22 protein-coding genes and 1 tRNA gene are annotated in these 23,325 nt (G+C 58.6%); 15 read left to right on the top strand and 8 right to left on the bottom strand.

From position 1 onward, the window contains the following. The first annotated feature begins 95 nt into the window (after positions 1 to 95). On the top strand, positions 96 to 2,387 hold the full coding sequence (locus tag ACR0KJ_RS04205; protein ID WP_480626023.1) for a two-component system sensor histidine kinase NtrB: 2,292 nt from the start codon (positions 96 to 98) through the stop codon (positions 2,385 to 2,387). Positions 2,388 to 2,475: 88 nt separating this feature from the next. Here ACR0KJ_RS04205 and ACR0KJ_RS04200 read toward each other — a convergent pair whose 3' ends face one another. Next, entirely contained in the window at positions 2,476 to 3,069 is a 594-nt protein-coding gene (locus tag ACR0KJ_RS04200) for a gamma-glutamyl kinase (protein WP_170450590.1), read from the bottom strand. A 192-nt stretch (positions 3,070 to 3,261) separates the two neighbouring features. Between ACR0KJ_RS04200 and recA the strand changes: the two genes are divergently transcribed. The 4 genes from recA to ACR0KJ_RS04180 all read left to right on the top strand — a co-directional run bounded on the left by recA (position 3,262) and on the right by ACR0KJ_RS04180 (position 8,464). Beyond that, the gene (gene recA / locus ACR0KJ_RS04195) at positions 3,262 to 4,329 is read left to right on the top strand and encodes a recombinase RecA (RefSeq protein ID WP_170629954.1); all 1,068 of its coding nucleotides are present in this window, start codon (positions 3,262 to 3,264) and stop codon (positions 4,327 to 4,329) included. Between the two features lie 177 nt (positions 4,330 to 4,506). Beyond that, entirely contained in the window at positions 4,507 to 7,179 is a 2,673-nt protein-coding gene (gene alaS, locus ACR0KJ_RS04190) for an alanine--tRNA ligase (RefSeq protein ID WP_480626022.1), read from the top strand. 1 nt (position 7,180) lies between these two features. Then, positions 7,181 to 7,468: a DUF1330 domain-containing protein gene (locus ACR0KJ_RS04185; protein ID WP_170450596.1), complete on the top strand. Its 288-nt coding sequence runs from the start codon at positions 7,181 to 7,183 to the stop codon at positions 7,466 to 7,468. Positions 7,469 to 7,840: 372 nt separating this feature from the next. Continuing rightward, on the top strand, positions 7,841 to 8,464 hold the full coding sequence (locus tag ACR0KJ_RS04180) for a transglutaminase-like cysteine peptidase (protein ID WP_480626021.1): 624 nt from the start codon (positions 7,841 to 7,843) through the stop codon (positions 8,462 to 8,464). Positions 8,465 to 8,541: 77 nt separating this feature from the next. Here ACR0KJ_RS04180 and ACR0KJ_RS04175 read toward each other — a convergent pair whose 3' ends face one another. The 6 genes from ACR0KJ_RS04175 to ACR0KJ_RS04150 all read right to left on the bottom strand — a co-directional run bounded on the left by ACR0KJ_RS04175 (position 8,542) and on the right by ACR0KJ_RS04150 (position 14,413). Next, positions 8,542 to 9,282, bottom strand: a complete 741-nt coding sequence (locus ACR0KJ_RS04175; RefSeq protein ID WP_480581111.1) for a hypothetical protein — start codon at positions 9,280 to 9,282, stop codon at positions 8,542 to 8,544. Between the two features lie 462 nt (positions 9,283 to 9,744). Then, entirely contained in the window at positions 9,745 to 11,562 is a 1,818-nt protein-coding gene (typA, locus tag ACR0KJ_RS04170; RefSeq protein WP_480626020.1) for a translational GTPase TypA, read from the bottom strand. 76 nt (positions 11,563 to 11,638) lie between these two features. After that, positions 11,639 to 11,974 (bottom strand): SMR family transporter, encoded by a 336-nt coding sequence (locus ACR0KJ_RS04165; protein ID WP_170518694.1) that lies wholly within the window; start codon positions 11,972 to 11,974, stop codon positions 11,639 to 11,641. A gap of 380 nt (positions 11,975 to 12,354) precedes the next feature. Beyond that, the gene (locus ACR0KJ_RS04160) at positions 12,355 to 13,518 is read right to left on the bottom strand and encodes an HD domain-containing protein (RefSeq protein ID WP_480626019.1); all 1,164 of its coding nucleotides are present in this window, start codon (positions 13,516 to 13,518) and stop codon (positions 12,355 to 12,357) included. Then, positions 13,515 to 13,760, bottom strand: a complete 246-nt coding sequence (locus tag ACR0KJ_RS04155; RefSeq protein WP_170450608.1) for a hypothetical protein — start codon at positions 13,758 to 13,760, stop codon at positions 13,515 to 13,517. Before ACR0KJ_RS04155 ends, ACR0KJ_RS04160 begins: the two co-directional genes overlap by 4 nt. Then, positions 13,760 to 14,413 carry an alpha/beta hydrolase gene (locus ACR0KJ_RS04150; RefSeq protein WP_170450609.1) on the bottom strand — a complete coding sequence of 218 codons (654 nt, stop codon included), beginning with the start codon at positions 14,411 to 14,413 and terminating at the stop codon, positions 13,760 to 13,762. Before ACR0KJ_RS04150 ends, ACR0KJ_RS04155 begins: the two co-directional genes overlap by 1 nt. A gap of 177 nt (positions 14,414 to 14,590) precedes the next feature. Here ACR0KJ_RS04150 and iscR point away from each other — a divergent pair, with 177 nt between their 5' ends. The 10 genes from iscR to ACR0KJ_RS04100 all read left to right on the top strand — a co-directional run bounded on the left by iscR (position 14,591) and on the right by ACR0KJ_RS04100 (position 22,387). After that, entirely contained in the window at positions 14,591 to 15,049 is a 459-nt protein-coding gene (iscR, locus tag ACR0KJ_RS04145) for a Fe-S cluster assembly transcriptional regulator IscR (RefSeq protein ID WP_170450610.1), read from the top strand. Between the two features lie 45 nt (positions 15,050 to 15,094). After that, on the top strand, positions 15,095 to 16,141 hold the full coding sequence (locus ACR0KJ_RS04140; protein WP_480626018.1) for a cysteine desulfurase family protein: 1,047 nt from the start codon (positions 15,095 to 15,097) through the stop codon (positions 16,139 to 16,141). 13 nt (positions 16,142 to 16,154) lie between these two features. After that, positions 16,155 to 17,675 (top strand): Fe-S cluster assembly protein SufB, encoded by a 1,521-nt coding sequence (gene sufB, locus ACR0KJ_RS04135; RefSeq protein ID WP_170518684.1) that lies wholly within the window; start codon positions 16,155 to 16,157, stop codon positions 17,673 to 17,675. Next, on the top strand, positions 17,675 to 17,878 hold the full coding sequence (locus tag ACR0KJ_RS04130; protein ID WP_170450615.1) for a hypothetical protein: 204 nt from the start codon (positions 17,675 to 17,677) through the stop codon (positions 17,876 to 17,878). The genes sufB and ACR0KJ_RS04130 overlap by 1 nt, the downstream gene beginning before the upstream one ends. 49 nt (positions 17,879 to 17,927) lie before the next feature. Beyond that, positions 17,928 to 18,683: a Fe-S cluster assembly ATPase SufC gene (gene sufC, locus ACR0KJ_RS04125; protein WP_170450618.1), complete on the top strand. Its 756-nt coding sequence runs from the start codon at positions 17,928 to 17,930 to the stop codon at positions 18,681 to 18,683. Further along, positions 18,683 to 19,963, top strand: a complete 1,281-nt coding sequence (locus ACR0KJ_RS04120; RefSeq protein WP_170629994.1) for a SufB/SufD family protein — start codon at positions 18,683 to 18,685, stop codon at positions 19,961 to 19,963. Before sufC ends, ACR0KJ_RS04120 begins: the two co-directional genes overlap by 1 nt. Then, positions 19,963 to 20,448, top strand: coding sequence for a YIP1 family protein (locus tag ACR0KJ_RS04115; protein WP_170450622.1), 486 nt, complete (start codon positions 19,963 to 19,965; stop codon positions 20,446 to 20,448). The genes ACR0KJ_RS04120 and ACR0KJ_RS04115 overlap by 1 nt, the downstream gene beginning before the upstream one ends. Next, a complete protein-coding gene (locus tag ACR0KJ_RS04110) occupies positions 20,445 to 21,011 on the top strand; it encodes a YIP1 family protein (protein ID WP_170450624.1) in 567 nt (188 codons plus the stop codon). The genes ACR0KJ_RS04115 and ACR0KJ_RS04110 overlap by 4 nt, the downstream gene beginning before the upstream one ends. 12 nt (positions 21,012 to 21,023) lie before the next feature. Next, complete coding sequence (locus tag ACR0KJ_RS04105) at positions 21,024 to 22,244, top strand: cysteine desulfurase (RefSeq protein ID WP_170518675.1); 1,221 nt, start codon at positions 21,024 to 21,026, stop codon at positions 22,242 to 22,244. Positions 22,245 to 22,310: 66 nt separating this feature from the next. After that, positions 22,311 to 22,387 (top strand) — tRNA-Arg (locus ACR0KJ_RS04100). A gap of 109 nt (positions 22,388 to 22,496) precedes the next feature. Here the strand turns inward: ACR0KJ_RS04100 and mepK are convergent. Further along, positions 22,497 to 23,066, bottom strand: coding sequence for a peptidoglycan L,D-endopeptidase MepK (gene mepK, locus ACR0KJ_RS04095; protein WP_170450628.1), 570 nt, complete (start codon positions 23,064 to 23,066; stop codon positions 22,497 to 22,499). Positions 23,067 to 23,325 lie beyond the last annotated feature (259 nt).

The following is a 23,325-nucleotide window of genomic DNA, read 5'->3' as shown; positions in this document are numbered from 1 at the left end:
AACCTTGGGTAGAAGCCCGTTGTTCTATTTTCGTTAAGCGGGAATTAACCAAATTGGGGTCGAAATACCCCAACGCCCAATTGACCGAACCGTTCATGTCCGACGCTGCCGAGTTTTTTCCCGATCCGCCCGACCAGAAATCACCGCCCGCGTGGCGCGCGGGCTCTTTGGCTGTTGTAGCGCTTGCTTTGACCCTGGCGCCGATGTCCGGTCTTTTGTCCTCGGATTGGATGTATGGCTTGTGGGTGTCGGGTGGGTCCTTGCTGGTCGTCGTGCTGGGCGTCGTCGCAAAGACGATGCTGGCAAATCGCTCGGCGCAACAGATGACCTCGGTCATGGCCGCCTTTGCGCAGCAAGACCCGTTTCCATGCCTGATCGCGAATGCGCATGGCGATATCCTTATCGCGAACGCACAGGCCCAAAAAAGGTTTCAAGCCGATCCGGGTGCAGGCCTGGCCAAATGTTTGCGATCGGTCTTTGCCAATCCCGCCGCGATTCTGCTGCGCCTTCAATCGCAGGCGCAGGCTCAGGGGCGCGCGCATGAGGATATTGTCACCCATGACGCAACCATCCCGGTTTCTGTTTTCGGGCTTGGAAACGGCCTGTTTTGCTGGCGGTTTCACCTCAATGAGGGCGGTCCGTGGACGGATCTGTCCCTGCCGGTTTTGACCGAGGGGCGAAACGGCGTGGTGCTGGACCTTAACGCCGCCGCTGAACGTCTTTTGGGATATCGGCCCGAAAGAATGGACCAGTTTCTGCCGGATAGCCTTGGGCCCGAAGGCGGAATTCGGCAACTCACAACACAAAACGGCACGACGCCTGCCGCCGTGACACAACTGTCGCGCTCGGGTATTGGGCGCAATCTGGCGCTGGTGCCTTTGGCCGAGACACCAAGCCATGGGGTCGGAACATGCTTTGCCGATCTGCCTGTTCCGATCATGTGCCTGCTGCCGGACGGAACGATTCAGGAAGCCAACCGTCTTGCGCTGAAACTGCTGGGCGGAAGCCATCTGAACCACACCAACATTAGCCACATCATGCAGGGGCTGGGCCATCCGATCCTCGAATGGTTGGAAAGGACCGCGGCCGGAGAAGACACGCAGCGGTCCGAATTCCTGCGCCTTACCCGCGATGACAAAGAGATTTTCGTGCAGGTGACGCTGAGGCGGGTGATCGATGACGGGCAGGTCTGCCTGATTGCCGTTCTGAACGATGCGACCGAGCTCAAGACCCTTGAGGCCCAGTTCGTGCAGGGACAGAAGATGCAGGCCGTCGGGCAGTTGGCGGGTGGCGTCGCGCATGATTTCAACAATTTGCTGACCGCCATCTCGGGCCATTGCGATTTGCTGTTGCTGCGCCATGACCACAACGACCCCGACTATGCCGATCTCGTCCAGATCAACCAGAACGCCAACCGCGCCGCAGCCTTGGTCAGCCAGCTTCTGGCGTTTTCGCGCAAACAAACCCTGCGACCCGAGGTTTTGGACCTGCGCGACACGATCTCGGACCTGATCCATTTGCTGAACCGGCTTGTGGGGGAAAAGGTGCAGTTGACCCTCAGCCATGATCCGGTGCTGAAACCCGTGCGTGCCGATAAACGCCAATTGGAGCAGGTTCTGATGAACCTTGTGGTCAACTCACGCGACGCCATGCCGGATGGGGGTGAGATTCGGATCGAGACCGAGGTGCTGGCCCTGACAGAACCCCTGCGCCGCGACCGTGCGAGTGTACCGCCGGGCGAATACGTGACTGTAAAGGTCAGCGACAGCGGCATCGGCATTCCCGCCGACAAACTGCAAAAGGTGTTCGAGCCGTTCTATACGACCAAACGAACGGGTGAGGGGACAGGGCTGGGCCTGTCCACCGTCTATGGCATCGTCAAGCAGACCGGCGGTTTCATCTTTGTCGACAGCGCGCCGGGGCGGGGAACCGATTTCACCGTGTTTCTGCCGGTCTGCACTTCGGCCTCGGCCCCGGAGGCGGTGGAAGAGGCACCACCGGTCGTCCAATCAGCGCGTCAGGGCGAAGGGGTTGTGCTGCTGGTGGAAGACGAAGCGCCGGTTCGCGCCTTTGCAACCCGGGCCTTGCGCCTGAAAGGCTATACGGTGCTCGAGGCGGAATCGGCCGAGGATGCCCTGCGCCTTCTGGAAGACCCTGACCTGATCGTGGACGTCTTTGTCACCGATGTGGTCATGCCGGGTATGGATGGGCCGACCTGGGTGGGCAAGGCGTTAGAATCCCGGCCTGATGCGCGGGTGGTCTTTGTGTCGGGCTACACCGAAGGTGCATTCGGAGACTCAGGGCCACAGATCGCCAACTCGACCTTCCTGCCCAAGCCGTTTTCACTAAACCAGCTAACCGAAGCCGTGCACCAGCAGCTTGCCTAAAGCGTGCGACCTTTAGCCTGAATTACCCTGCGACACGAATGGCCCGCGAGCGCCCAAGGGTATTCGCGTCTCAGATTTAAGGTTTGCTTCAAAGGGCGGCGTCATGGGCTGCGAATTCCTCGGCGTGTTTGCTGCGGAACTTTCGTTCGGTCTCGGCTAACAGGGTCAGGTCGCCCGGCGGGGATACATTCTCGCGCGGCAGAGAGATGTCCATCTGCAACCGGTCCTGCAAAAAGCTCAGGATCTTGTCCTGATGTTCGTATTTGAAGATATGGGTCGCACCGACCCCGTTGTTTCTGGTCCGAAAAAACTGGCTTTGGCTGCCCACATCCGCAAACCCGGGGCGCGGGTTCTGCATATAGGCGCGAACATACTCATCAAAGCTCAGATCGCGGGTCGAATGGGGATGGCCGATCCGATCCTCGCGGCTGCGAAAGCGGTACCAACTGCCCAGCCAGTCAATCGGTTCGCGCACGACGGCCATGATTTCCATCTCGGTGTCGTACATCTTTCGGTACATGTTCTGAAAAAACCGATCAAACCGGCGCACCGGCGCGTGTTTCAACTCGGGCGGGCCGGTCACAACCAGATCGGCCCGCGCACCCAACGCGGTGTGGTAAGCCGTGCTGCCAGTCTTGGGGACAGATAAAAACGCAAGGCGTTCTTTATAGAAAACAAGCATTTATCGGCCCCGAACTGTATTTCACCATGATGGCAGAGTGTCGTAAACGACTCTTTAACACAATTGCCCAAAAGTAAGTTCTGTAAGTTTTAGTTGAAATGTTCTCTTTTTGGTCCCATAAGGAACAAGAGGCGAACAAAGCAGCGATTGCCGCCCGGCAAAGGGTGTGACAAAAGGGAAGGCGACAGGACAATGGCGGATCTTCTGACGATGAGCGACAAGAAAAACGCGGATAAGCAAAAGGCGCTCGACAGTGCGCTGGCCCAGATCGAACGGCAGTTCGGCAAAGGCTCGATCATGAAGCTGGGCGAGGATGCCAAGCAGGATATCGACGCAAGCTCGACCGGATCGCTGGGTCTGGATATCGCGCTGGGAATCGGCGGTCTGCCGATGGGCCGGATTGTCGAAATTTACGGGCCGGAAAGCTCGGGTAAAACGACGCTGACGCTGCACTGTATTGCCGAACAGCAGAAACGTGGCGGTGTCTGCGCCTTTGTCGACGCGGAACATGCGCTGGATCCGCAATATGCCCGCAAACTGGGCGTCGATCTGGATGAGTTGCTGATCTCGCAGCCCGATACCGGCGAACAGGCGCTTGAGATTACCGATACTCTGGTGCGTTCGGGGGCTGTGAACATGGTCGTGGTCGACTCGGTGGCGGCGCTGACGCCGAAATCTGAGTTGGAAGGCGATATGGGCGACAGCAACGTGGGCGTTCAGGCCCGCTTGATGAGTCAGGCGATGCGCAAGCTGACCGGTTCGATCAGCCGCTCGAACTGTATGGTGATTTTCATCAACCAGATCAGGATGAAAATCGGTGTCATGTTCGGCAGCCCGGAGACCACCACCGGCGGCAACGCGCTGAAATTCTACAGCTCGGTCCGTCTGGACATCCGCCGCATCGGCGCGATCAAGGACCGTGACGAGGTGGTCGGCAACCAGACCCGCGTCAAGGTTGTGAAGAACAAGGTGGCACCGCCCTTCAAGCAGGTGGAATTCGACATCATGTATGGCGAAGGCATCAGCAAGATGGGTGAGCTGCTTGATCTGGGCGTCAAGGCTGGCGTGGTCGAGAAATCGGGCTCGTGGTTCAGCTATGGCGACGAACGGATCGGGCAGGGGCGCGAGAATGCCAAGCAATACCTGCGCGACAATTCCCGCATCGCGCTGGAAATCGAGGATAAGATTCGCGCAGCCCACGGTCTGGATTTCGACATGCCACCCGGCGCTGCCGAGGATGACGACATCCTCGAAGCGTAAAGGACGCTGACGGGAACAGCAGAAATCCCCCGGCACCCCGATGGTCCTGAGAATACTGGGAACGGGGCGGTCCATCGGGGCCGCCTTGTTTCGTTTGGAACGGCTATGCTGTGGACACTCGCCGGACGCGGCGGTAAACCTGCGCAAACGAGTATGATTTCGCGCTGAGAGAGCCTGATGCCCACGCTGAACGATATCCGATCGACCTTTCTGAACTACTTCGCCAAGCAGGGGCACGAGGTGGTCGCGTCCAGCCCATTGGTGCCGCGCAACGACCCGACGCTGATGTTCGTGAACTCGGGCATGGTGCAGTTCAAGAACCTGTTCACGGGCGTTGAAACCCGCGACTACCAGCGCGCCACCACGGCGCAGAAATGTGTGCGTGCCGGCGGCAAGCACAACGATCTGGACAATGTGGGTTACACCGCGCGGCACCATACGTTTTTCGAGATGTTAGGGAATTTCTCGTTCGGCGACTACTTCAAACCCGAGGCGATTCCTTTCGCGTGGGAGCTGATCACCAAGGAATTCGGTATCGACAAGAACCGTTTGTTGACAACGGTTTATCACACCGATGATGAAGCGTTCGAGATCTGGAAAAAGGTCGGCGTGCCTGAGGATCGGATCATCCGCATCGCCACCAGTGACAATTTCTGGCAAATGGGCCCGACCGGCCCCTGTGGCCCGTGCACCGAGATTTTCTATGACCACGGCGACCACATCTGGGGCGGGCCACCGGGATCAGCCGAGGAAGATGGCGACCGGTTCATCGAAATCTGGAACATCGTTTTCATGCAGAACGAGCAGTTCGAGGACGGCTCGATGGTGGAACTCGACATGCAGTCGATTGACACCGGTATGGGGCTGGAACGGATTGGCGCGCTGCTGCAGGGCAGCCATGACAACTATGACACTGACCTGTTCAAAACGCTGATCGAGGCTTCGGCGGATGCAACTGGCGTTGATCCCTATGGCGACCAGAACGTGCACCACCGGGTGATTGCGGATCACCTGCGCTCGACCTCGTTCCTGATCGCGGATGGTGTGATGCCATCCAATGACGGGCGCGGCTACGTGCTGCGCCGAATCATGCGCCGCGCGATGCGCCATGCGCATCTGCTGGGCGCAAAAGATCCGGTTATGCACCGGCTGGTTCCGACTCTGGTGCAATTGATGGGCGCGCAATATTCCGAACTTGGACAGGCGCAGCCGCTGATCGAAGAGACTCTGCTGCTTGAGGAAACCCGTTTCAAACAGACATTGGATCGCGGCCTGAAACTGCTGGATGATGAAGTTGCAGGCCTGCCCGAAGGTGCGGCTTTGCCCGGCGATGCGGCGTTCAAGCTGTATGACACATATGGGTTCCCGCTGGACCTGACGCAGGATGCGCTGCGCGAAAAAGGCCGAACCGTCGATACCGATGGGTTCGACGCAGCCATGGCCGAGCAAAAGGCCAAGGCTCGTGCCACGTGGGCGGGTTCGGGCGAAGCAGCGGATCAGGCCGTTTGGTTCGACGTGCTGGACAGCGCGGGGGCCACGGACTTCCTGGGTTACGATACCGAGAAAGCCGAAGGTCAGGTTGCCGCGCTGATCGTCGATGGCGCTTTGGTTGACAAGATCGAGCAGGGCAACAGGGGCTGGGTCGTGGTGAATCAGACCCCGTTCTACGGTGAGGCTGGAGGTCAGGTTGGTGACACGGGTGAAATCCGTCGGCTGGAAGAACGCGATGATGTTTCGCGCGTCGAGGACACAAAGAAATTCGCAGACGGAAAGGTCTATGCGCACAAAGTAACCGTGGATCACGGCGCTTTGTCCAAGGGCGACGCGGTTGAGTTGGAGGTTGATCACGCGCGCCGTTCGGCGATCCGTGCCAATCACTCGGCGACGCATTTGCTGCACGAGGCCTTGCGCGAAACACTGGGTGATCACGTGGCGCAGCGTGGGTCGTTGAATGCATCCGACCGCCTGCGGTTCGATTTCAGCCACTCGAAAGCGTTGACGCTGGACGAAATCCAAAAGGTTGAACGCGAGGTGAATGATTTCATCCGCCAGAACTCGACCGTCGAGACCCGAATCATGACCCCGGATGACGCGCGGGGGCTGGGTGCGCAGGCCTTGTTTGGTGAGAAATACGGCGACGAAGTGCGCGTTGTGTCGATGGGCAAAGCGCCGACCGGTAAGGGGCAGGATGGTGAGACCTGGTCGATTGAACTGTGCGGCGGCACGCATGTGCGCCAAACCGGCGACATCGGAACCTTTGTTGTTCTGGGCGATAGCGCCAGCAGCGCCGGTGTCCGGCGGATCGAAGCGCTGACCGGGGATGAGGCGTTCCGCTATCTTTCTGCGCAGGATCATCGTCTGGCCCAGATTGCGACAGAGTTGAAAGCGCAGCCGGATGATGTGGTCAGCCGTGTCAGATCTTTGCTGGACGAACGCAAGGCGCTGCAAAACGAGGTCGCTCAGCTGCGCCGAGATCTGGCTATGGCTGGCGGCGCGGGGCAGGGCAACGGGGCCGAGGCGCGCGAGGTCAATGGCATCAAATTCCTGGCGCAGGCGCTGAGCGGTGTATCGGGCAAGGACCTGCCTGCGTTGATAGACGAACACAAAGCCCGTCTTGGCTCGGGCGCGGTATTATTGATCGCGGATGCTGGTGGAAAGGCCGCTGTTGCGGCTGGTGTGACGTCGGACCTGACCGACACGGTTTCCGCGGTGGATCTGGTGAAGGCCGCTGTTGTGGAACTGGGTGGGAAAGGCGGCGGAGGCCGTCCCGATATGGCGCAGGGCGGTGGCAAGGATGTCTCCAACGCCGACGCGGCGATCAAGGCCGCCGAACAGGTATTGGGAGCGTAACATGCCCGCACTCTGGATTTCGCACGTAACGGTGACCGACGCCGAATCATATGGAAAATACGCCGAGCTGGCAGGACCAGCGATCGCCAAACATGGCGGTGAGTTCATCGCCCGCGCCGCCCGTTACGTTCAGTTAGAAGGGAAAGAGCGGCCACGGAATGTGGTCGCCCGGTTCCCGTCCGTCGAAGCGGCGGTGGACTGTTACAATTCGGATGACTACCAAACGGCGCTGGATCACGCGCGCGATGCCAGCGAACGTGAGTTGGTGGTGGTTGAGATCACCGACTGAGAATCACCAGGCGCGGTGCGTTTTGGGCGCGTCGCGTGCAAGTGGGCCGTATGTAAGCGAAAATCAGCCAAGGCGCGGATGGCATGATTGTGGCAACAGCAGGCTCGCGAAAGGCGTGAGTTTTACTTCATAAATGTCATACACTTAAGCCTGCTCGGGCGAGTGTCCGTTCAGGTTTCCCGTCACAATTGTGGCCATCTGAACCCATTTCTTGCCCGAAATGGTCAAAATAAGTGACGAATTTCCGCCCTTTTTCCCCTTCAGTTTCGACCTAGATTGCATAATCGGCCACGTTTACGGATAGTTTCTGAAAACGGAATATGGTCCGGTTTGACGACAATCGCTCGGAGAGACTTGGATCGAGGGACAGGCATGAAATCGAATGGCGGGAAATTCACGTCCATCTTAGGACGCGCTGCGGCAGGTTCGGGGCGCTTTTTGGGTGTCGTTGCCATTACTTTTGGCACGTTCCTGGGGGCTACCGTTGCCCAGGCCTCGGAAGGGGCTTTCATCACCAGTGTGTCCGCGTCCCCTCCGCCAACCGGCGCACGTCAGTTGTGCCGCCAGTATGATTGGGCCTGCACCACGAAACGGTCCGGGTCGCTGACCAGCCAGCAAGAGATGCAGATCGTTCAGCGTATCAATCGCCACGTAAACGCCACCATTCGCGAAGTGACCGATCAATCGCAGTACAGAACCCGCGAACGTTGGGCGCTTCCGACCTCGCGCGGTGGCGATTGCGAGGATTTCGCCTTGTTGAAAAAGCGCGATCTGATCAACGCAGGTATCGATCCCAGAAAACTGCTGATTGCAACTGTGCTCGACAAACACCGCAATGCACATGCTGTATTGGTCTACCGTTCGGCGCAGGGGGATTTGGTTCTGGACAATCTGACCAATCAAATTAAACCCTGGTCCGCGACCCAGTATCTGTTCCTTCGCATGCAGGATCCCAAACAACCTCGGCGTTGGGTTGGTGTCTACGGTAGCAGTTAACGTAAGACCAAGAACGCATCGCAAAAAGCCAGCGGCGATAGTTACAACCGCTGGCTTTTTTGCATTCTAACCCGAGCTTAGTTCGTGCCCTGATCACCGGCTTCAGGCGAGCCGCCGCCTTCGGTTCCGTTACCTTCGGGCGAGTCACCCCCTTCGGTTCCGCCGCCTTCAGATCCACCGCCGGAGCTGGAACCACCGGAGCTGGACCCACCAGAACTGGAGCCACCTTCGGACCCACCAGAGCTGGAGCCGCCCGAACTGGAACCACCAGAGCTGGAGCCACCCTCAGAACCACCGGAGCTTGATCCGCCAGAGCTTGAGCCGCCCGAGCTGGAGCCACCTTCAGAACCACCGGAACTGGAGCCACCCGAGCTTGATCCACCAGAGCTGGAGCCACCTTCGGACCCACCGGAGCTGGAGCCGCCCGAGCTCGATCCGCCGGAGCTGGAGCCACCTGAGCTTGATCCGCCGGAGCTGGAGCCACCGGAACTTGATCCGCCGGAGCTGGAGCCACCGGAACTTGATCCGCCCGAGCTTGATCCACCACTGGAACCGCCAGTAGGCGTCACGCCGCCGGAGCTTGAGCCGCCAGAGCTTGATCCACCACCGGAACTGGACCCACCTCCGGAGCTTGATCCTCCGCCAGAACTGGACCCACCGCCGTTTTCGTCAGCCGGACCGTCGCCGGAACGCTGTGACGGCGCGCCGATCGACGCTGTCGGGAAGTCGGTCAGAACTGCTGCGAACGCGGGGCAGGTCTGAAGCGTCCGGGCCAGAATATCTTCGAAATCCGAACGGCGCTGCAGATACCGCAGCATACGGGATTCAACGACGGTACAAGCACACAGGGTTTCCGTCGATACAGACTGTTTGGCGGTCCGAACTGTACATTTCCCATCAGCCAATGCGGGACCAGCCGCGAGCAAAGGAAGTGTAGCTGATGCAAATATAACGGGTAGTATACGAGACTTGATGCGCATGGCGCTACTCCTTGAAACTCATTACTTACTGCGTCGATCTTATGCACTATTGAAACCGTGCGTTGTATGAACGACGTCACACTTTAGTCATGAATACACCTTTCTCTGGCCGAATTTACAAGGGCCGGATCGGGTGAGTCACTTGATTTTAACTTTACTAAAAGTTGAACGGCCATGAAAAACAGGGGTTAGACCTGCCGTTACGGAAGGTCTCCCCATTTTCATCATTTTTGGGATGGATGAAAAAATGTCACACTCGTGTCATTGTTTCCAATTTCGAAATCGACCATTTGCCACAATTTAGGCGGATTTCGCCATGCGCTTGCGTTCATGGGGGTCCAGAAAGCGCTTGCGCAGACGAATGGCGTTGGGGGTTACCTCGACCAGTTCATCATCGTCGATATAGGCAATCGCCTCTTCCAGCGAGAACTGAACATGCGGCGTCAGGCGTACTGCGTCATCAGATCCGCTGGCGCGCACGTTGGTCAGTTTCTTGCCCTTCAGAGGGTTCACTTCCAGATCGTTGTCGCGTGAATGCTCACCGATCACCATGCCTTGATACACTTCTGCCTGAGGGCCCACAAACATCCGGCCACGCTCTTCCAGATTCCACAGCGCGTAAGCGACGGCCTGACCTTTTTCCATCGAGATGAGAACACCAGCACGACGACCGGGGATCTGGCCTTTGTGAGTAGCCCAGTCATGGAACACCCGGTTCAGTACGCCTGTGCCGCGCGTGTCAGTCAGGAATTCGCCGTGATAGCCGATCAGGCCGCGCGAGGGGACATGGGCGATAATGCGGGTTTTACCCGCACCTGCGGGGCGCATCTCGACCAGCTCACCCTTGCGCGCGCCGGTGATTTTTTCGATCACCGCGCCCGAGTATTCGTCATCCACGTCAATGGTAACTTCTTCGACCGGTTCCAGCCTCTGACCGTTTTCCTCGCGGAACAGAACCTGCGGGCGTGAGATGCTGAGTTCGAACCCTTCACGGCGCATGTTTTCGATCAGAACGCCCATCTGCAATTCGCCACGGCCCGCAACCTCGAACGCTTCACCTCCGGGGGTGTCAGAGATGCGGATGGCGACGTTGGATTCAGCCTCTTTCATCAGGCGATCACGGATCACGCGGGACTGCACCTTTTTGCCGTCACGCCCGGCCAGGGGCGAGTCGTTGATGCCGAAGGTTACGGTGATGGTGGGCGGATCGATGGGCTGGGCGGGCAGGGCCTCGTCTACTTGCGGCGAGACCAGCGAGTCGGCGACTGTCGCCTTGCTCATCCCGGCGATGGTGACGATGTCGCCTGCTTCGGCCACATCGATGGGTTGCTGCGCCAGACCACGGAAAGCCAGAATTTTCGAGGCGCGGAAGTTTTCAATCAGCGTACCGTCGCGGCTGAGCGCCTTGAGGCTGTCACCGGCTTTCAGGGTGCCGCTTTCAACGCGCCCGGTCAGGATACGGCCAATGAACGGGTCGCTGCCCAATGTGGTGGCCAGCATGCGGAAAGGTTCGTCTTTCTTTTCGGCCTGCTTGGGCGCGGGGACGTGATCCACGATCAGGTCGAACAGGGCGGTCAGGTCCTTGCGTGGACCGTCCAGCTCCATATCGGCCCAGCCGGACCGGCCCGAGGCATACATGGCCGGGAAATCCAGCTGGTCGTCATCGGCGCCGAGGTTAGCGAACAGGTCAAAGCACTCGTCCAGCGCCCGGTCGGGCTCGGCATCCGGTTTGTCGACCTTGTTCAGGACAACGATAGGCCGCAGGCCCAGCGCCAGCGCCTTGGAGGTCACAAACTTGGTCTGCGGCATCGGACCTTCGGCAGCATCAACCAGCAGGACCACGCCGTCCACCATGCTGAGGATCCGCTCAACCTCACCGCCGAAATCGGCGTGGCCGGGGGTGTCAACGATGTTGATGCGCGTGCCTTTCCACTCGACCGAGGTGGCTTTGGCCAGAATGGTGATGCCACGCTCGCGTTCCAGATCGTTGCTGTCCATGGCGCGTTCCGCCACGGCCTGGTTTTCCCGGAACGCGCCGGATTGTTTGAGCAGCTCATCCACCAGGGTCGTCTTGCCGTGGTCCACGTGAGCGATGATTGCGATGTTGCGCAGGTCCATGAGAGGTCAGCCTTTGAACGGGAAGTTGCCGCGCGCATAACGCGGCACGCGCAAAGTTACCACCCCTAACAGGCGTTCAATGGCCCGCAGTCTTCGAAAACAGGTGAATGATCAGAATTCCGGCCAGGATCAGGGTCAGCCCCAGAACGGCCCAGATGTCCAGTTTTTGTCCAAAGACAACGAAGCCAATTATTGCGATGAAGAATATCCCCAATCCGGACCAGATTGCGTAGACGATACCAACCGGCATGAATTTCAGGGTCAGGCCCAAAAGGTAGAAGGCAAACCCATAGCTGACAACGACCAGAACCGACGGCCAAAGCCGCGTGAATTGCTGGCTGGCCTGCAACGCAGTTGTCCCTACGGTTTCTGCAAAGACCGCAAGCAGCAGGATCAGGTAGGCTTTGGGCATGTTTTATACCTTTGTCTCAATAAACCCAGGCAAGCTTGACCACGACTTTGCAATCTGCGGCAAGCACATTCAGTTGGAAAGCAGTGCCGACCCACAACATGAAGGTCAGGTATACCTGACTATGGGTAAAGTTGAATTTGTGTAAAGTTCCCCGTGTATTGGTTTTTTTTGTTACTGAGTATTGTTTCATGACGTTATTTGCAAAAACCGTCATTCTTGCTGCGTTTGTTATCGTAGCGCTTGGGTGGCTTGCTGGCGGGGGGTCCGTCGATACTGATGCAGCCAATATGGTTGAAAAGTTGGATGGTAGCGTAATTTAAGCGCCGATCAGAACGAAGCAGAGGGAAAAGGGGCCTTTGGGCTCCTTTTTCTATTTCTGGCTATGCGCCCGCTGTGCTGTGCGTTTGAAAATAGGCGGCCAGTTGCGGCTGTAGCCACTGCCAAAGCTGCGGGGCACCGCCTTCAACCGCCGGTCGTACCCGTGTTTCCAGCTGAGCATAGGTCACGTTGTAATCGACCCATGACCCACCACCTGTTTCCAGATTGGCAATCGGGGTCTGGAACCGGTCAACGGCCTTGGCAAACCGGGCATCCGGTGTATCCGCCGCCTCGAACTCGTGCCACAGATCCGCGAATTGCGTTTGCTGCGGTTCGGGAAGCAGGCCGAACAGACGTTTTGCTGCCGCCTCCTCTTTGGCGGTTTGGGCGGCGTGATCCACTTGTCCGTGGATCGGGTGGTCTCCGGCGTCGATTTCGACGATATCGTGCAGCAACAGCATGCGCAGGGCACGGGCCTCGGACACACCGTCCTCGGCATATTCCGACAAGACCCAGGCGTAGAGCATGATGTGCCAGGAATGCTCGGCAGAATTCTCAAACCGGTCCGACGCCATCAGGCGCGAGGCGCGCAGGACTGTTTTCAACTGATCAGCCTCGGTCAGGAAGGGCAGGCGTGTTGTAAATGCGTTAGAGTCCGTATCCGCGCCGTCCAGCAGTGCCCGCGCATGATCAAAGGCCAGAGGGAAATCCTGCGCCAGATAAGCTGCGCGCCCACCGTCCAGATTATCTTGCACGACCTCAATATGATCGGCCCGAGGATGCTGTGCACAGAGCACCTGAAACAGGGGCTGAGAGCGATCCAGAATTTTTGCGAAACGGGCGTCAGGGGATTGATCGGCCTCGAACTCCTGCCAGAGGCCTTGAAACTCCGCCGCCTGATCGGCGGGCAGCAGGCCAAACAGTTCCGTGGCCGCGGCTTGTTCAGCCTTGGCGACGGCCTGCCAGTCGGTCTGCAGATGAATCGGATGGTCGCCCACGATGATCTCAACCAGATCATGCAACAGCAACATGCGGATCACCCGGTCAATCGAAACCTCGGGTCCCGCCAATGGCTCCATGACCAAAGCCCAAAGGGCCAGATGCCAGCTATGCTCGGCCGAGTTTTCACAGCGGGACAGGTCCAGCAGGACGTTTGCCCGTTCCACTGTTTTCAACCTGTCGGCCTGTTTCAGAAAGGCGATTTGGGCCGACAGACGATCACTCATTGCTTTTCGATAGCTTTCACTTTTGAGCGGTGGTCGCTGAGACGCTTGATCACAAAGGTGCGCGCCTTGCGTTCCGCCATCCGGACGCGGATTTCGGTCAGAAATGCCTCTTCCAGCGATTGCGACGCCGCGCCCAGAACCTCACCCACCTCGACAAAGAACCGGTCGTCGCCGGTTTCGTCCATAACCTTCATCGTATCCTCGGCCAGTTTGGCGGCGAGGGTGGTGATGGTGTCAGACATCAGCGCGTGGTCTCGGTCAGGCGGCGTTTCACATAGTCGCTGACATCGGTGATCAGCGTGTCCATGTGGCGGTCCTGGAAGAAATGGTCTGCACCTTCGACCTCGTTATGGGTGATGGTGATGCCCTTCTGTTCATGCAGCTTGTTCACCAGCGATGTGGTATCCGCCGGAGGCGCCACGCGGTCGGCTGATCCGTTGATGATCAGGCCAGAAGACGGGCAGGGCGCCAGGAACGAAAAGTCATACATGTTCGCCGGGGGCGACACGCTGATAAAGCCCGTGATCTCGGGCCGGCGCATCAGCAGCTGCATCCCGATCCACGCACCGAATGAAAAGCCAGCGACCCAGCAGTGTTTCGAGTTGTTGTTCATCGACTGCAGGTAGTCCAGCGCCGATGCCGCGTCGCTCAGCTCGCCTACGCCCTGGTCGTACTCGCCCTGGCTGCGGCCCACGCCGCGAAAGTTAAAGCGCAACACGGTGAAACCCATGTTGTAGAACGCATAGTGCAGGTTGTAGACGACCTTGTTGTTCATGGTCCCGCCAAACTGTGGGTGCGGGTGCAACACGATGGCGATCGGTGCGTCTTTTTCCTTTTGCGGGTGGTAACGGCCTTCCAGGCGGCCTTCGGGTCCGGGAAAAATCACCTCGGGCATGTGTGCTTTGGTCCTGTCTTTTTCTTCCGAGAGCCCGGATATACTTGACGATAATCGTCGGGCACCTTAGAACGGTTCTAATATGTAGCGGCGCGTACCGTCGCTGTCCGTCGGAGATACGCACTGGCGGCGGCGGCGTCAATGATTTCGCGCGCATCTTGCCATGAGGGATTGTCAATGAAGCTTTCGACGAAAGGTCGTTACGCCATGGTTGCGCTGGCTGACATTGCGCTGCAGCCCTCGGATCAGCTTGTGACGCTGGGCGAGATCTCAGAGCGTCAGGACATATCGCTACCGTATCTTGAGCAATTGTTCGTCAAGCTGCGCCGGGCCGAGCTTGTGTCTTCGGTCCGTGGCCCCGGTGGCGGCTATCGACTGGCGCGCCCGGCCTCGGACATTCGCGTGGTCGAGGTTCTGTCAGCCGTTGACGAAACCGTTGACGCGATGACCAAAGGGGCAGGTGCATCCGGCGCGTCCTCGGGCAGTCGCGCGCAATCCCTGACCAATCGTCTGTGGGAGGGGTTGAGCGCGCATGTTTACGTATTCCTGCATCAGACGCGGCTGTCGGATGTGATCAAGAACGATCTGGCGCCTTGTCCTGCTGTTCCCAGCCTGTTCGCTGTGGTGGATGAGTAAGGCGATGGTGTTTCACGTTACAGGCAACCGAAAAAAGATGCATCCATGAATCGCGTTTATCTGGATCATAACGCGACCACGCCGTTGCGACCCGAAGCGCGGGACGCGATGATCGCGGCGATGGAGGTCTGCGGGAACCCGTCCTCGGTCCATGCAGAAGGGCGTGCCGCCAAGGCGCTGATCGAACGCGCGCGGGCGCAGGTCGCATCGGCCTTTGGGGCGGATGGAGCGGATGTGGTGTTCACTTCAGGCTCGACCGAGGGTGCGGCCTTGACGCTGGCAGGGCGCGATATGCATGGGCCCGCGATTGAACATGATGCAGTAAGAGCCTGGATTGATGAAGATATTCCTGTTTTATCAACGGGACTGGTTTCTTTGGAAGATCCGGCGCGCGCCACACTGCAACTGGCCAATTCCGAAACCGGTATTGTGCAGTCCTTGCCGTCGGGTCTGGCCGTGACGGATGCCACGCAGGCGTTTGGCAAATTGCCTGTTGCGTTCAATTGGCTGGACGTGCAGATGGCGCTGATCTCAGCTCACAAGCTGGGCGGGCCCAAGGGCGTTGGCGCGGTTGTGATGAAACGCGGCACTGATCTGGCGGCGCAGATCAAGGGCGGCGGACAGGAAATGGGGCGTCGGTCCGGAACTGAAAATGTGATTGGAATCGCGGGGTTCGGGGCTGCAGCTGAAGCAGCCGCGCGGGATTTGGCCAACGGTGTTTGGGAGCAGGTCGAAGAATTTAGAAATATTCTAGAAAACGCTCTTGAGGCCGGAGTTAAATCACCTATTTTTGTCGGGAAAGGTCAAAAGCGACTGCCGAACACTCTGTGTTTCGCGACCCCCGGCTGGAAGGGCGAGACGCAGGTCATGCAGATGGACCTGTCGGGTTTTGCAGTCAGTGCGGGCTCTGCCTGCTCCAGCGGCAAGGTTCGTGCCAGCGCGGTATTGACTGCAATGGGATTTGATGAGGTCACAGCAGCCAGCGCGATCCGCGTTTCGCTGGGTCCTTTGACAACAAAAGAGAATGTGCTGCGTTTCGCTGAAACGTGGCTTGAGAAAGAGAAAAAGCATCGCGCGCGCCGCGTGATCTGACGGAGGGTAAGTTATGGCCGCTTTGGACCAGACCCAGGTGAAAGAAGGTGTCGATCAGGAAACCGTGGATGCGGTACGCGAGGTCGGAACCTACAAATACGGCTGGGACACCGATATCGAGATGGAGTATGCGCCCAAAGGCGTGAACCCGGATATCGTGCGGTTGATTTCGGAAAAGAACGAAGAGCCTGAATGGATGACCGAATGGCGTCTGTCGGCCTTCGAGCGCTGGACCAAAATGGATGAGCCGAAATGGGCCATGGTGCATTACCCGCCGATCGATTTTCAGAACCAGTATTACTATGCCCGTCCGAAATCGATGGAGGAGAAGCCGAAGTCGCTGGATGACGTCGATCCCAAGCTGTTGGCGACTTACGAAAAGCTGGGTATCCCGCTGAAAGAACAGATGATTCTGGCCGGGGTCGAAGGGGCCGAAGATGCGCCCGCCGAAGGCCGCAAGGTCGCTGTGGACGCGGTGTTTGACTCGGTTTCGGTCGGGACGACATTCCAGGCCGAATTGAAAAAGGCCGGGGTGATCTTCTGTTCGATCTCCGAGGCGATCAAAGAACATCCTGAGCTGGTCAAGAAATACCTGGGCACCGTGGTCCCTGTGTCGGACAACTTCTATGCCACTTTGAACTCGGCCGTGTTCTCGGATGGCTCGTTCGTCTACATCCCGCCGGGCGTCCGCTGCCCGATGGAGCTGAGCACCTATTTCCGCATCAACGCGGAGAATACCGGTCAGTTCGAACGCACGCTGATCATCGCCGACAAGGGCTCGTACGTGTCTTATCTGGAAGGTTGTACTGCACCTCAGCGTGACACCGCCCAATTGCACGCGGCTGTGGTCGAGATCATTGTCGAAGAAGACGCCGAGGTGAAGTATTCGACCGTTCAGAACTGGTTCCCCGGGGACGAGAACGGCAAGGGCGGCATCTATAACTTCGTAACCAAACGCGCCGATTGTCGGGGTGATCGGTCCAAGGTGATGTGGACTCAGGTCGAAACCGGTTCGGCCGTGACCTGGAAATACCCGTCCTGCATCCTGCGCGGCAATGAAAGCCAAGGTGAGTTCTACTCGATCGCGATTGCGAACAACTATCAGCAGGCCGATACCGGTACCAAGATGGTTCATCTGGGTAAGAACACCAAGTCGCGCATCGTGTCCAAGGGCATCAGTGCGGGCAAGGCGCAGAACACATACCGTGGTCTGGTCTCGATGCATCCGAAAGCCAAGGACAGCCGGAACTATACGCAGTGTGACAGCTTGCTGATCGGCGACAAATGCGGCGCGCATACAGTTCCGTATATCGAGGTCAAGAACAACTCGTCCCGCGTTGAGCATGAGGCGACGACGTCGAAGGTGGATGACGATCAACTGTTCTACTGCCGTCAGCGCGGCATGGATGAGGAAGAGGCCGTGGCGCTGGTCGTGAACGGGTTCTGTAAGGACGTGTTGCAGGCGCTGCCGATGGAATTTGCCATGGAAGCGCAGCAACTGGTGGCGATTTCACTGGAAGGCTCTGTCGGCTGATGACGCGGTCACCCCGGAACGGCATCCAGAAGGATGATGTGCTGACCTGGCTGGGCTATGCGCTGCCGGTTTTGGGCGGCCTGCTGGGGGTGGCTTACGTGAACATCAATCACATGGCTTTCATCAACCCGGTCTGGGCGGTTGGTGGTGGGGTAATCCTGGGTTGGATTGCTGCACGGCTGATCCGCAAGGTACTGGGATAGGGATTTATCGGGGCGACGATGCCCCTTGCGAGATGCAAAAGGACAAAACATGCTGGAAATCAAGAACCTGCACGTACAGCTTGAAGAAGAAGACAAGCAGATCCTCAAAGGTGTGGACCTGACGGTCGAGGCCGGCAAGGTACACGCGATCATGGGGCCGAATGGCTCGGGCAAGTCGACGCTCAGCTATGTGCTGTCGGGCCGCGATGGATACGAAGTGACCGACGGTTCGGCCACTTTGAACGGTGAAGACCTGTTGGAGATGGAGCCGGAAGAGCGCGCCGCTGCTGGTGTGTTCCTGGCGTTCCAGTACCCGGTCGAAATTCCGGGCGTCGGCAACATGACCTTCCTGCGCACCGCCGTGAACGCTCAGCGTAAGGCGCGCGGGGAAGAGGAACTGTCGGCCGCCGACTTCCTGAAAGAGGTGCGCGCTAAGGCCAAGACCCTGAAGATCGACGCGGACATGCTGAAACGTCCTGTGAACGTTGGTTTCTCGGGCGGTGAGAAAAAGCGCAACGAGATCCTGCAGATGGCCATGCTGGAGCCCAAGATGTGCATCATGGACGAGACCGACTCGGGCCTTGACGTGGATGCGATGAAGCTGGTGGCCGAAGGTGTGAACGCGCTGCGCGACGAAGGGCGCGGGTTCCTTGTGATCACCCACTATCAGCGCCTGCTGGATCACATCAAGCCCGATGTGGTGCATATCATGGCGAACGGTCGCATCGTCAAATCCGGTGGCCCGGAACTGGCGCTTGAGGTCGAAAACAACGGTTATGCCGACATTCTTGCCGAGGTGAACTGATGGCCTTGCCCGAAGTCAAACAAACCGCAACCGAGGCGCGGCTGGCAGCGCTGACCATGCCGGATGCCGGATGCACCCGCGCCGCGCGCGAAGATGCGCTGGCCCGTGTGCTTGAGATGGGTCTGCCCAACCGTCGCGACGAATATTGGAAATACACACGGCCCGACACTCTGGTCGCGCCTGCGGCCATGCCCGCAGCGGTCTTCGTGGATGATGAACCCTTGGTGTTCCACGAGTTCGACCGCCTCAAGATCGTGTTTATCGACGGTGTTTTCAGCGCCGAGGAATCGGATGATCTGACGCAGGAAGGCGTGAGCATTGATCGTCTGGAGGATATCTGCTGCAAGGACATCCACTGGGCCAAAGACTTGTATGGCGTTCTGGAAGCCCGCGGACAGGTTCCGGTGCAGCGCCCACTGGCCGCGCTGAACACCGCCTTTGCGTCGGACGGGGTTGCCATTCATGTGACGGGCAAGCCGTCCAAGCCGATCAACCTGATCTACCGGCACGAGTCCGCGACCTCGGACGCGATCCTGCACCACGTGATCCGCGTCGAAAGCGGTGCCGAGGCGACCATTCTGGAAACCGGCCCCGCCGCGTCGCGCTTCAACAAGTGCATGGAGATCGACATTGCCGATAACGGCACACTGCATCACGTCCGCGCGCAGGGCAGGGATTGGGAGCGTCGGGCCGCGACCCATATGTTCACCCGTCTGGGCACCGAGTCTGTCTACAAGTCCTTCACCCTGACCGTGAATGGTGTGCTGACCCGAAATGAACAGGTTGTCGAATTGACCGGCGATGACGCCGTCGCGCATGTGGCGGGGGCCTGTGTCGGCGATGGTGACTTTCATCACGATGACACCGTCTTCATCACCCATGACGCGGTGAATTGCGAAAGCCGTCAGGTGTTCAAGAAAGTGCTGCGCAACGGTGCGACCGGCGTGTTTCAGGGCAAGATCCTTGTGAAAGAAGGTGCTCAGAAAACCGACGGCTATCAGATCAGCCAGTCGCTGCTTCTGGACGATGACAGCCAGTTCCTCGCCAAGCCCGAACTTGAGATCTACGCCGACGACGTGGCCTGCTCGCACGGCTCGACCTCGGGCGCGATTGACGAGACCGCGCTGTTCTACCTGCGCTCGCGCGGGGTTCCGACCAAGGACGCGACCAACATGCTGACGCTGGCGTTCCTGGCCGAGGCCGTCGACGAGATCGAAGACGGCGCATTGGCCGAGGCCATCGTGAGCCGTCTGGAAGGTTGGTTGGCGCGCCGCAGCTGATGCCTGTGTCGTCAGATATCGTTGCCACATACCGGGGGCCGGGGCGTGTCGTGCGCCGGCTTCTGGATATGGGGCCGCGCGAAGACCGGGCGCTGATTTTTGTCATGGCCTTCTGCATTGTGTCCTTCATCGCCCAGATGCCAAGCCTTGCGCGCCGTGCGCATCTTGAAGGGGTGGAGCTGAACATGCTGCTGGGCGGTGCCTTGCTGGGCTCGGTTTTTATCCTGCCGTTGTTCTTTTACAGTCTGGCGCTGATCTCCCATTGGGCCGCGCGTTTGGCGGGTGGCAAAGGGACGCCCTATGGCGCGCGTCTGGCGTTGTTCTGGGCCTTGCTGTCTTCCGCACCCTTGGTTTTGCTGAACGGACTGGTTGCCGGGTTCATTGGCTCTGGTCCAACGCTAACCCTTGTGGGTTTGATTTGGGTTGCCGTTTTTGTCTGGTTCTGGTTATCCGGACTGCGACAAGTGCAAAGGTCCGCTGAATGAATACTCCGAACCTGGGTCAACTGGCGGTTCTGACGCTAAGACAACCCGCCGAGGCGGCGCGTCAGCTTTTGGCCCTGAACCCGGGGCGCGAGGTGCTGTGGCTGGCGTTTTTCCTTGCCGTTGTGCTGAACTGCATAATCCAGCTGGGCATTGACCTGTCGATTCCGGTTGTCGAAGGCGATGCCGGGCCGATTACGGAAAGCGTTCCGATTGTATTGGTTCGCTCGGCAGGTACGATGATGTTCAGTATCCTTGCCTTCTTGTTCGTCGGCCGTTTTCTGGGCGGAACGGCGCGGTTCGAGGGGATGATGGTGCTGATCGTCTGGGTGCAATACCTGCAGATCGCGGCATTGCTTGGCGTCCTGATCCTGAGCCTGACGATCCCGTTTCTGATGGCGGTGTTGCTGTTGGCCACCGCGATCCTGAGCCTCTACATCACGTTGCATTTCCTGAACGAAGCGCATCAGTTCGGATCGCTTTGGAAATCGTTCGGCGTGGTTTTGTTGTCCGCTTTGGTTGCGGTTCCTTTTGTCCTTATGCTCGCCCCCGTGGCGCCCGTCTAGGAAGACAGCCCTATGTATGATGTGCAGAAAATCCGCTCTGATTTTCCGATCCTGTCGCGGCAGGTGAACGGTAAGCCACTGACCTATCTGGACAACGGGGCCTCGGCGCAGAAGCCTCAGGCGGTGATTGATGCAGTGACCCGTGCCTATGCCGAGGAATATTCGAACGTCCATCGGGGTCTGCACTACCTGTCAAACCTCGCGACCGAGAAATACGAAGGCGTTCGCGGCACGATTGCACGTTTCCTTGGGGTGGCGAATGAGGACGAGATCGTCCTGAATTCGGGCACCACCGAAGGGATCAATCTGGTCGCGTACGGCTGGGCCATGCCCCGGCTTGAGGCAGGCGACGAAATCGTGCTGAGCGTGATGGAGCATCACGCCAATATCGTGCCCTGGCATTTCCTGCGCGAACGGCAGGGCGTTGTTCTGAAATGGGTCGATGTGGATGCAGATGGCGGCCTTGATCCGCAGGCCGTTCTGGATGCGATCGGGCCCAAAACCAAACTGGTGGCGGTCACACAGTGCTCTAACGTTCTGGGCACGGTTGTGGATGTCAAAGCCATCACCCAAGGGGCCCATGCCAAGGGTGTTCCGGTTCTGGTGGACGGTAGTCAGGGCGCGGTTCATATGCCGGTCAGCGTCGATGAGATTGGCTGCGATTTCTACGCGATCACCGGGCATAAGCTCTACGGCCCCTCGGGGTCCGGCGCGATCTTCATCAAATCCGAGCGTATGGCCGAAATGCGCCCCTTCATTGGCGGCGGCGACATGATCAAAGAGGTTAGCAAGGACCAGATCACGTATAACGACCCGCCGATGAAGTTCGAAGCCGGAACACCCGGCATCGTTCAAACCATCGGTTTGGGCGTGGCGCTGGACTACATGATGGATCTGGGGATGGAGAACATCGCCGCCCATGAATCCAGCCTGCGCGACTATGCGATGCAACGCCTGACCGGGTTGAACTGGCTACAGGTCCAGGGCACCCGCCCGGACAAGGCCGCGATCTTCAGCTTCACGCTCGATGGGGCGGGGCACGCGCATGACGTCTCGACCATCCTCGACAAAAAGGGCGTCGCCGTGCGCGCCGGTCATCACTGCGCGGGTCCGTTGATGGATCATCTGGGCGTCACTGCGACCTGCCGGGCGAGTTTTGGCCTGTATAATACCACGGATGAGGTCGACACGCTGATCGAAGCGCTTGAACTGGCGCATGATTTGTTTGCGTGAAACCTTGCCGGGTCGCGCAGATTTCCAGTTGCACCCGACCCGGAACAAGGTTAGCTAACGGCCAAGGCACCTGTAGCTCAGCTGGATAGAGCGCTGCCCTCCGAAGGCAGAGGCCAGAGGTTCGAATCCTCTCAGGTGCGCCATCTTTCACTAGGTTTAGCATCCGCGCTCCGGTCGGATCGCATTGCGCAAAACAAAACCCCCGTCAGACGATCTGCGGGGGTTCGGAACAATTGGTATTGGCGAGGCGGATTAGCCGCGCCAGGTGCGGACCACGCCGCAATCCATATGTACGAAGTTCGACCGGTAGTATTGGCCTACACCGCCCGCGCGACACGACATCGCCGCTTTGGCCATTTGCGAGACGGAACGCGAGCCGAGGCGAAGGTCTGCCGCCTGGCCTTGCATGTGCAGGGAGTTCCGGGCAACGCGGCGCGATCTGGAACGCAGCATGGCGTTTGTCTGCGGCGAACGATAGCCGGACAGCAGCATGTAAGGCTCGTTCACGTCCAGAAGATTGTGGGCGGCGGCCATGATGTCGACCGTGCGCAAATCCATGCTTTTGACCTGATCGGTCCGCCAGTCGCGCATGAAATGGTTCACTTCCTTAACAGCATCCTTGATGTATTTGCCGTCAACCCAATATATCATATCGATCCGTTCGCCTGTGCGACCGGAATACATGCGGATACGACGAATGTCGCCGCCGCCGCGAAGAAAACCTGCTGCATTGGAATAAGTCGGTGCTGCAGCAACTGCTGTGGCTGCGAATGCCCCCAATAGGGCACGCCGGGTCAAGCCCGATGTACTGCTCTTGGTCATTTTTGTTTCGTCCCGTACTGTTCCTGCCTGCGCACGATGTTACGCGCGCTGTATTAATATTTTCCCATCCCAGATGGCGAATTTATGGCACAATCGGATTCGGTCGCCAAGAAGTGTTTGATACTCACCTTTTCAAGGGGGAATTTTCGGCAGTTTTTTGCGCAGATGGGGCAACCGGCACATTTTTTGCGCAATTGAGGCGTTTCGGCACCGCTTCGATGCAAACGCGCATCAGGCCGAAATAGAAGAGGCCGAGTAA

This window comes from Ruegeria sp. AD6, assembly GCF_056542325.1.
This window is presented reverse-complemented; position numbering and strand designations above follow the sequence as displayed.

What these genes read in the sequence shown, in the direction of transcription:
- ACR0KJ_RS04165 (WP_170518694.1), bottom strand. Translation starts at nt 11,974, where the DNA reads ATGCCCAAAGCCTACCTGATCCTGCTGCTTGCGGTCTTTGCAGAAACC.
- mepK (WP_170450628.1), bottom strand. Translation starts at nt 23,066, where the DNA reads ATGACCAAGAGCAGTACATCGGGCTTGACCCGGCGTGCCCTATTGGGG.
- ACR0KJ_RS04200 (WP_170450590.1), bottom strand. Translation starts at nt 3,069, where the DNA reads ATGCTTGTTTTCTATAAAGAACGCCTTGCGTTTTTATCTGTCCCCAAG.
- ACR0KJ_RS04150 (WP_170450609.1), bottom strand. Translation starts at nt 14,413, where the DNA reads ATGCCCGAGGTGATTTTTCCCGGACCCGAAGGCCGCCTGGAAGGCCGT.
- ACR0KJ_RS04120 (WP_170629994.1), top strand. Translation starts at nt 18,683, where the DNA reads ATGGCCTTGCCCGAAGTCAAACAAACCGCAACCGAGGCGCGGCTGGCA.
- ACR0KJ_RS04115 (WP_170450622.1), top strand. Translation starts at nt 19,963, where the DNA reads ATGCCTGTGTCGTCAGATATCGTTGCCACATACCGGGGGCCGGGGCGT.
- ACR0KJ_RS04110 (WP_170450624.1), top strand. Translation starts at nt 20,445, where the DNA reads ATGAATACTCCGAACCTGGGTCAACTGGCGGTTCTGACGCTAAGACAA.
- alaS (WP_480626022.1), top strand. Translation starts at nt 4,507, where the DNA reads ATGCCCACGCTGAACGATATCCGATCGACCTTTCTGAACTACTTCGCC.
- sufC (WP_170450618.1), top strand. Translation starts at nt 17,928, where the DNA reads ATGCTGGAAATCAAGAACCTGCACGTACAGCTTGAAGAAGAAGACAAG.
- ACR0KJ_RS04140 (WP_480626018.1), top strand. Translation starts at nt 15,095, where the DNA reads ATGAATCGCGTTTATCTGGATCATAACGCGACCACGCCGTTGCGACCC.
- iscR (WP_170450610.1), top strand. Translation starts at nt 14,591, where the DNA reads ATGAAGCTTTCGACGAAAGGTCGTTACGCCATGGTTGCGCTGGCTGAC.
- ACR0KJ_RS04155 (WP_170450608.1), bottom strand. Translation starts at nt 13,760, where the DNA reads ATGTCTGACACCATCACCACCCTCGCCGCCAAACTGGCCGAGGATACG.
- ACR0KJ_RS04180 (WP_480626021.1), top strand. Translation starts at nt 7,841, where the DNA reads ATGAAATCGAATGGCGGGAAATTCACGTCCATCTTAGGACGCGCTGCG.
- ACR0KJ_RS04160 (WP_480626019.1), bottom strand. Translation starts at nt 13,518, where the DNA reads ATGAGTGATCGTCTGTCGGCCCAAATCGCCTTTCTGAAACAGGCCGAC.
- ACR0KJ_RS04130 (WP_170450615.1), top strand. Translation starts at nt 17,675, where the DNA reads ATGACGCGGTCACCCCGGAACGGCATCCAGAAGGATGATGTGCTGACC.
- typA (WP_480626020.1), bottom strand. Translation starts at nt 11,562, where the DNA reads ATGGACCTGCGCAACATCGCAATCATCGCTCACGTGGACCACGGCAAG.
- ACR0KJ_RS04205 (WP_480626023.1), top strand. Translation starts at nt 96, where the DNA reads ATGTCCGACGCTGCCGAGTTTTTTCCCGATCCGCCCGACCAGAAATCA.
- sufB (WP_170518684.1), top strand. Translation starts at nt 16,155, where the DNA reads ATGGCCGCTTTGGACCAGACCCAGGTGAAAGAAGGTGTCGATCAGGAA.
- ACR0KJ_RS04185 (WP_170450596.1), top strand. Translation starts at nt 7,181, where the DNA reads ATGCCCGCACTCTGGATTTCGCACGTAACGGTGACCGACGCCGAATCA.
- ACR0KJ_RS04105 (WP_170518675.1), top strand. Translation starts at nt 21,024, where the DNA reads ATGTATGATGTGCAGAAAATCCGCTCTGATTTTCCGATCCTGTCGCGG.
- ACR0KJ_RS04175 (WP_480581111.1), bottom strand. Translation starts at nt 9,282, where the DNA reads ATGCTGCGGTATCTGCAGCGCCGTTCGGATTTCGAAGATATTCTGGCC.
- recA (WP_170629954.1), top strand. Translation starts at nt 3,262, where the DNA reads ATGGCGGATCTTCTGACGATGAGCGACAAGAAAAACGCGGATAAGCAA.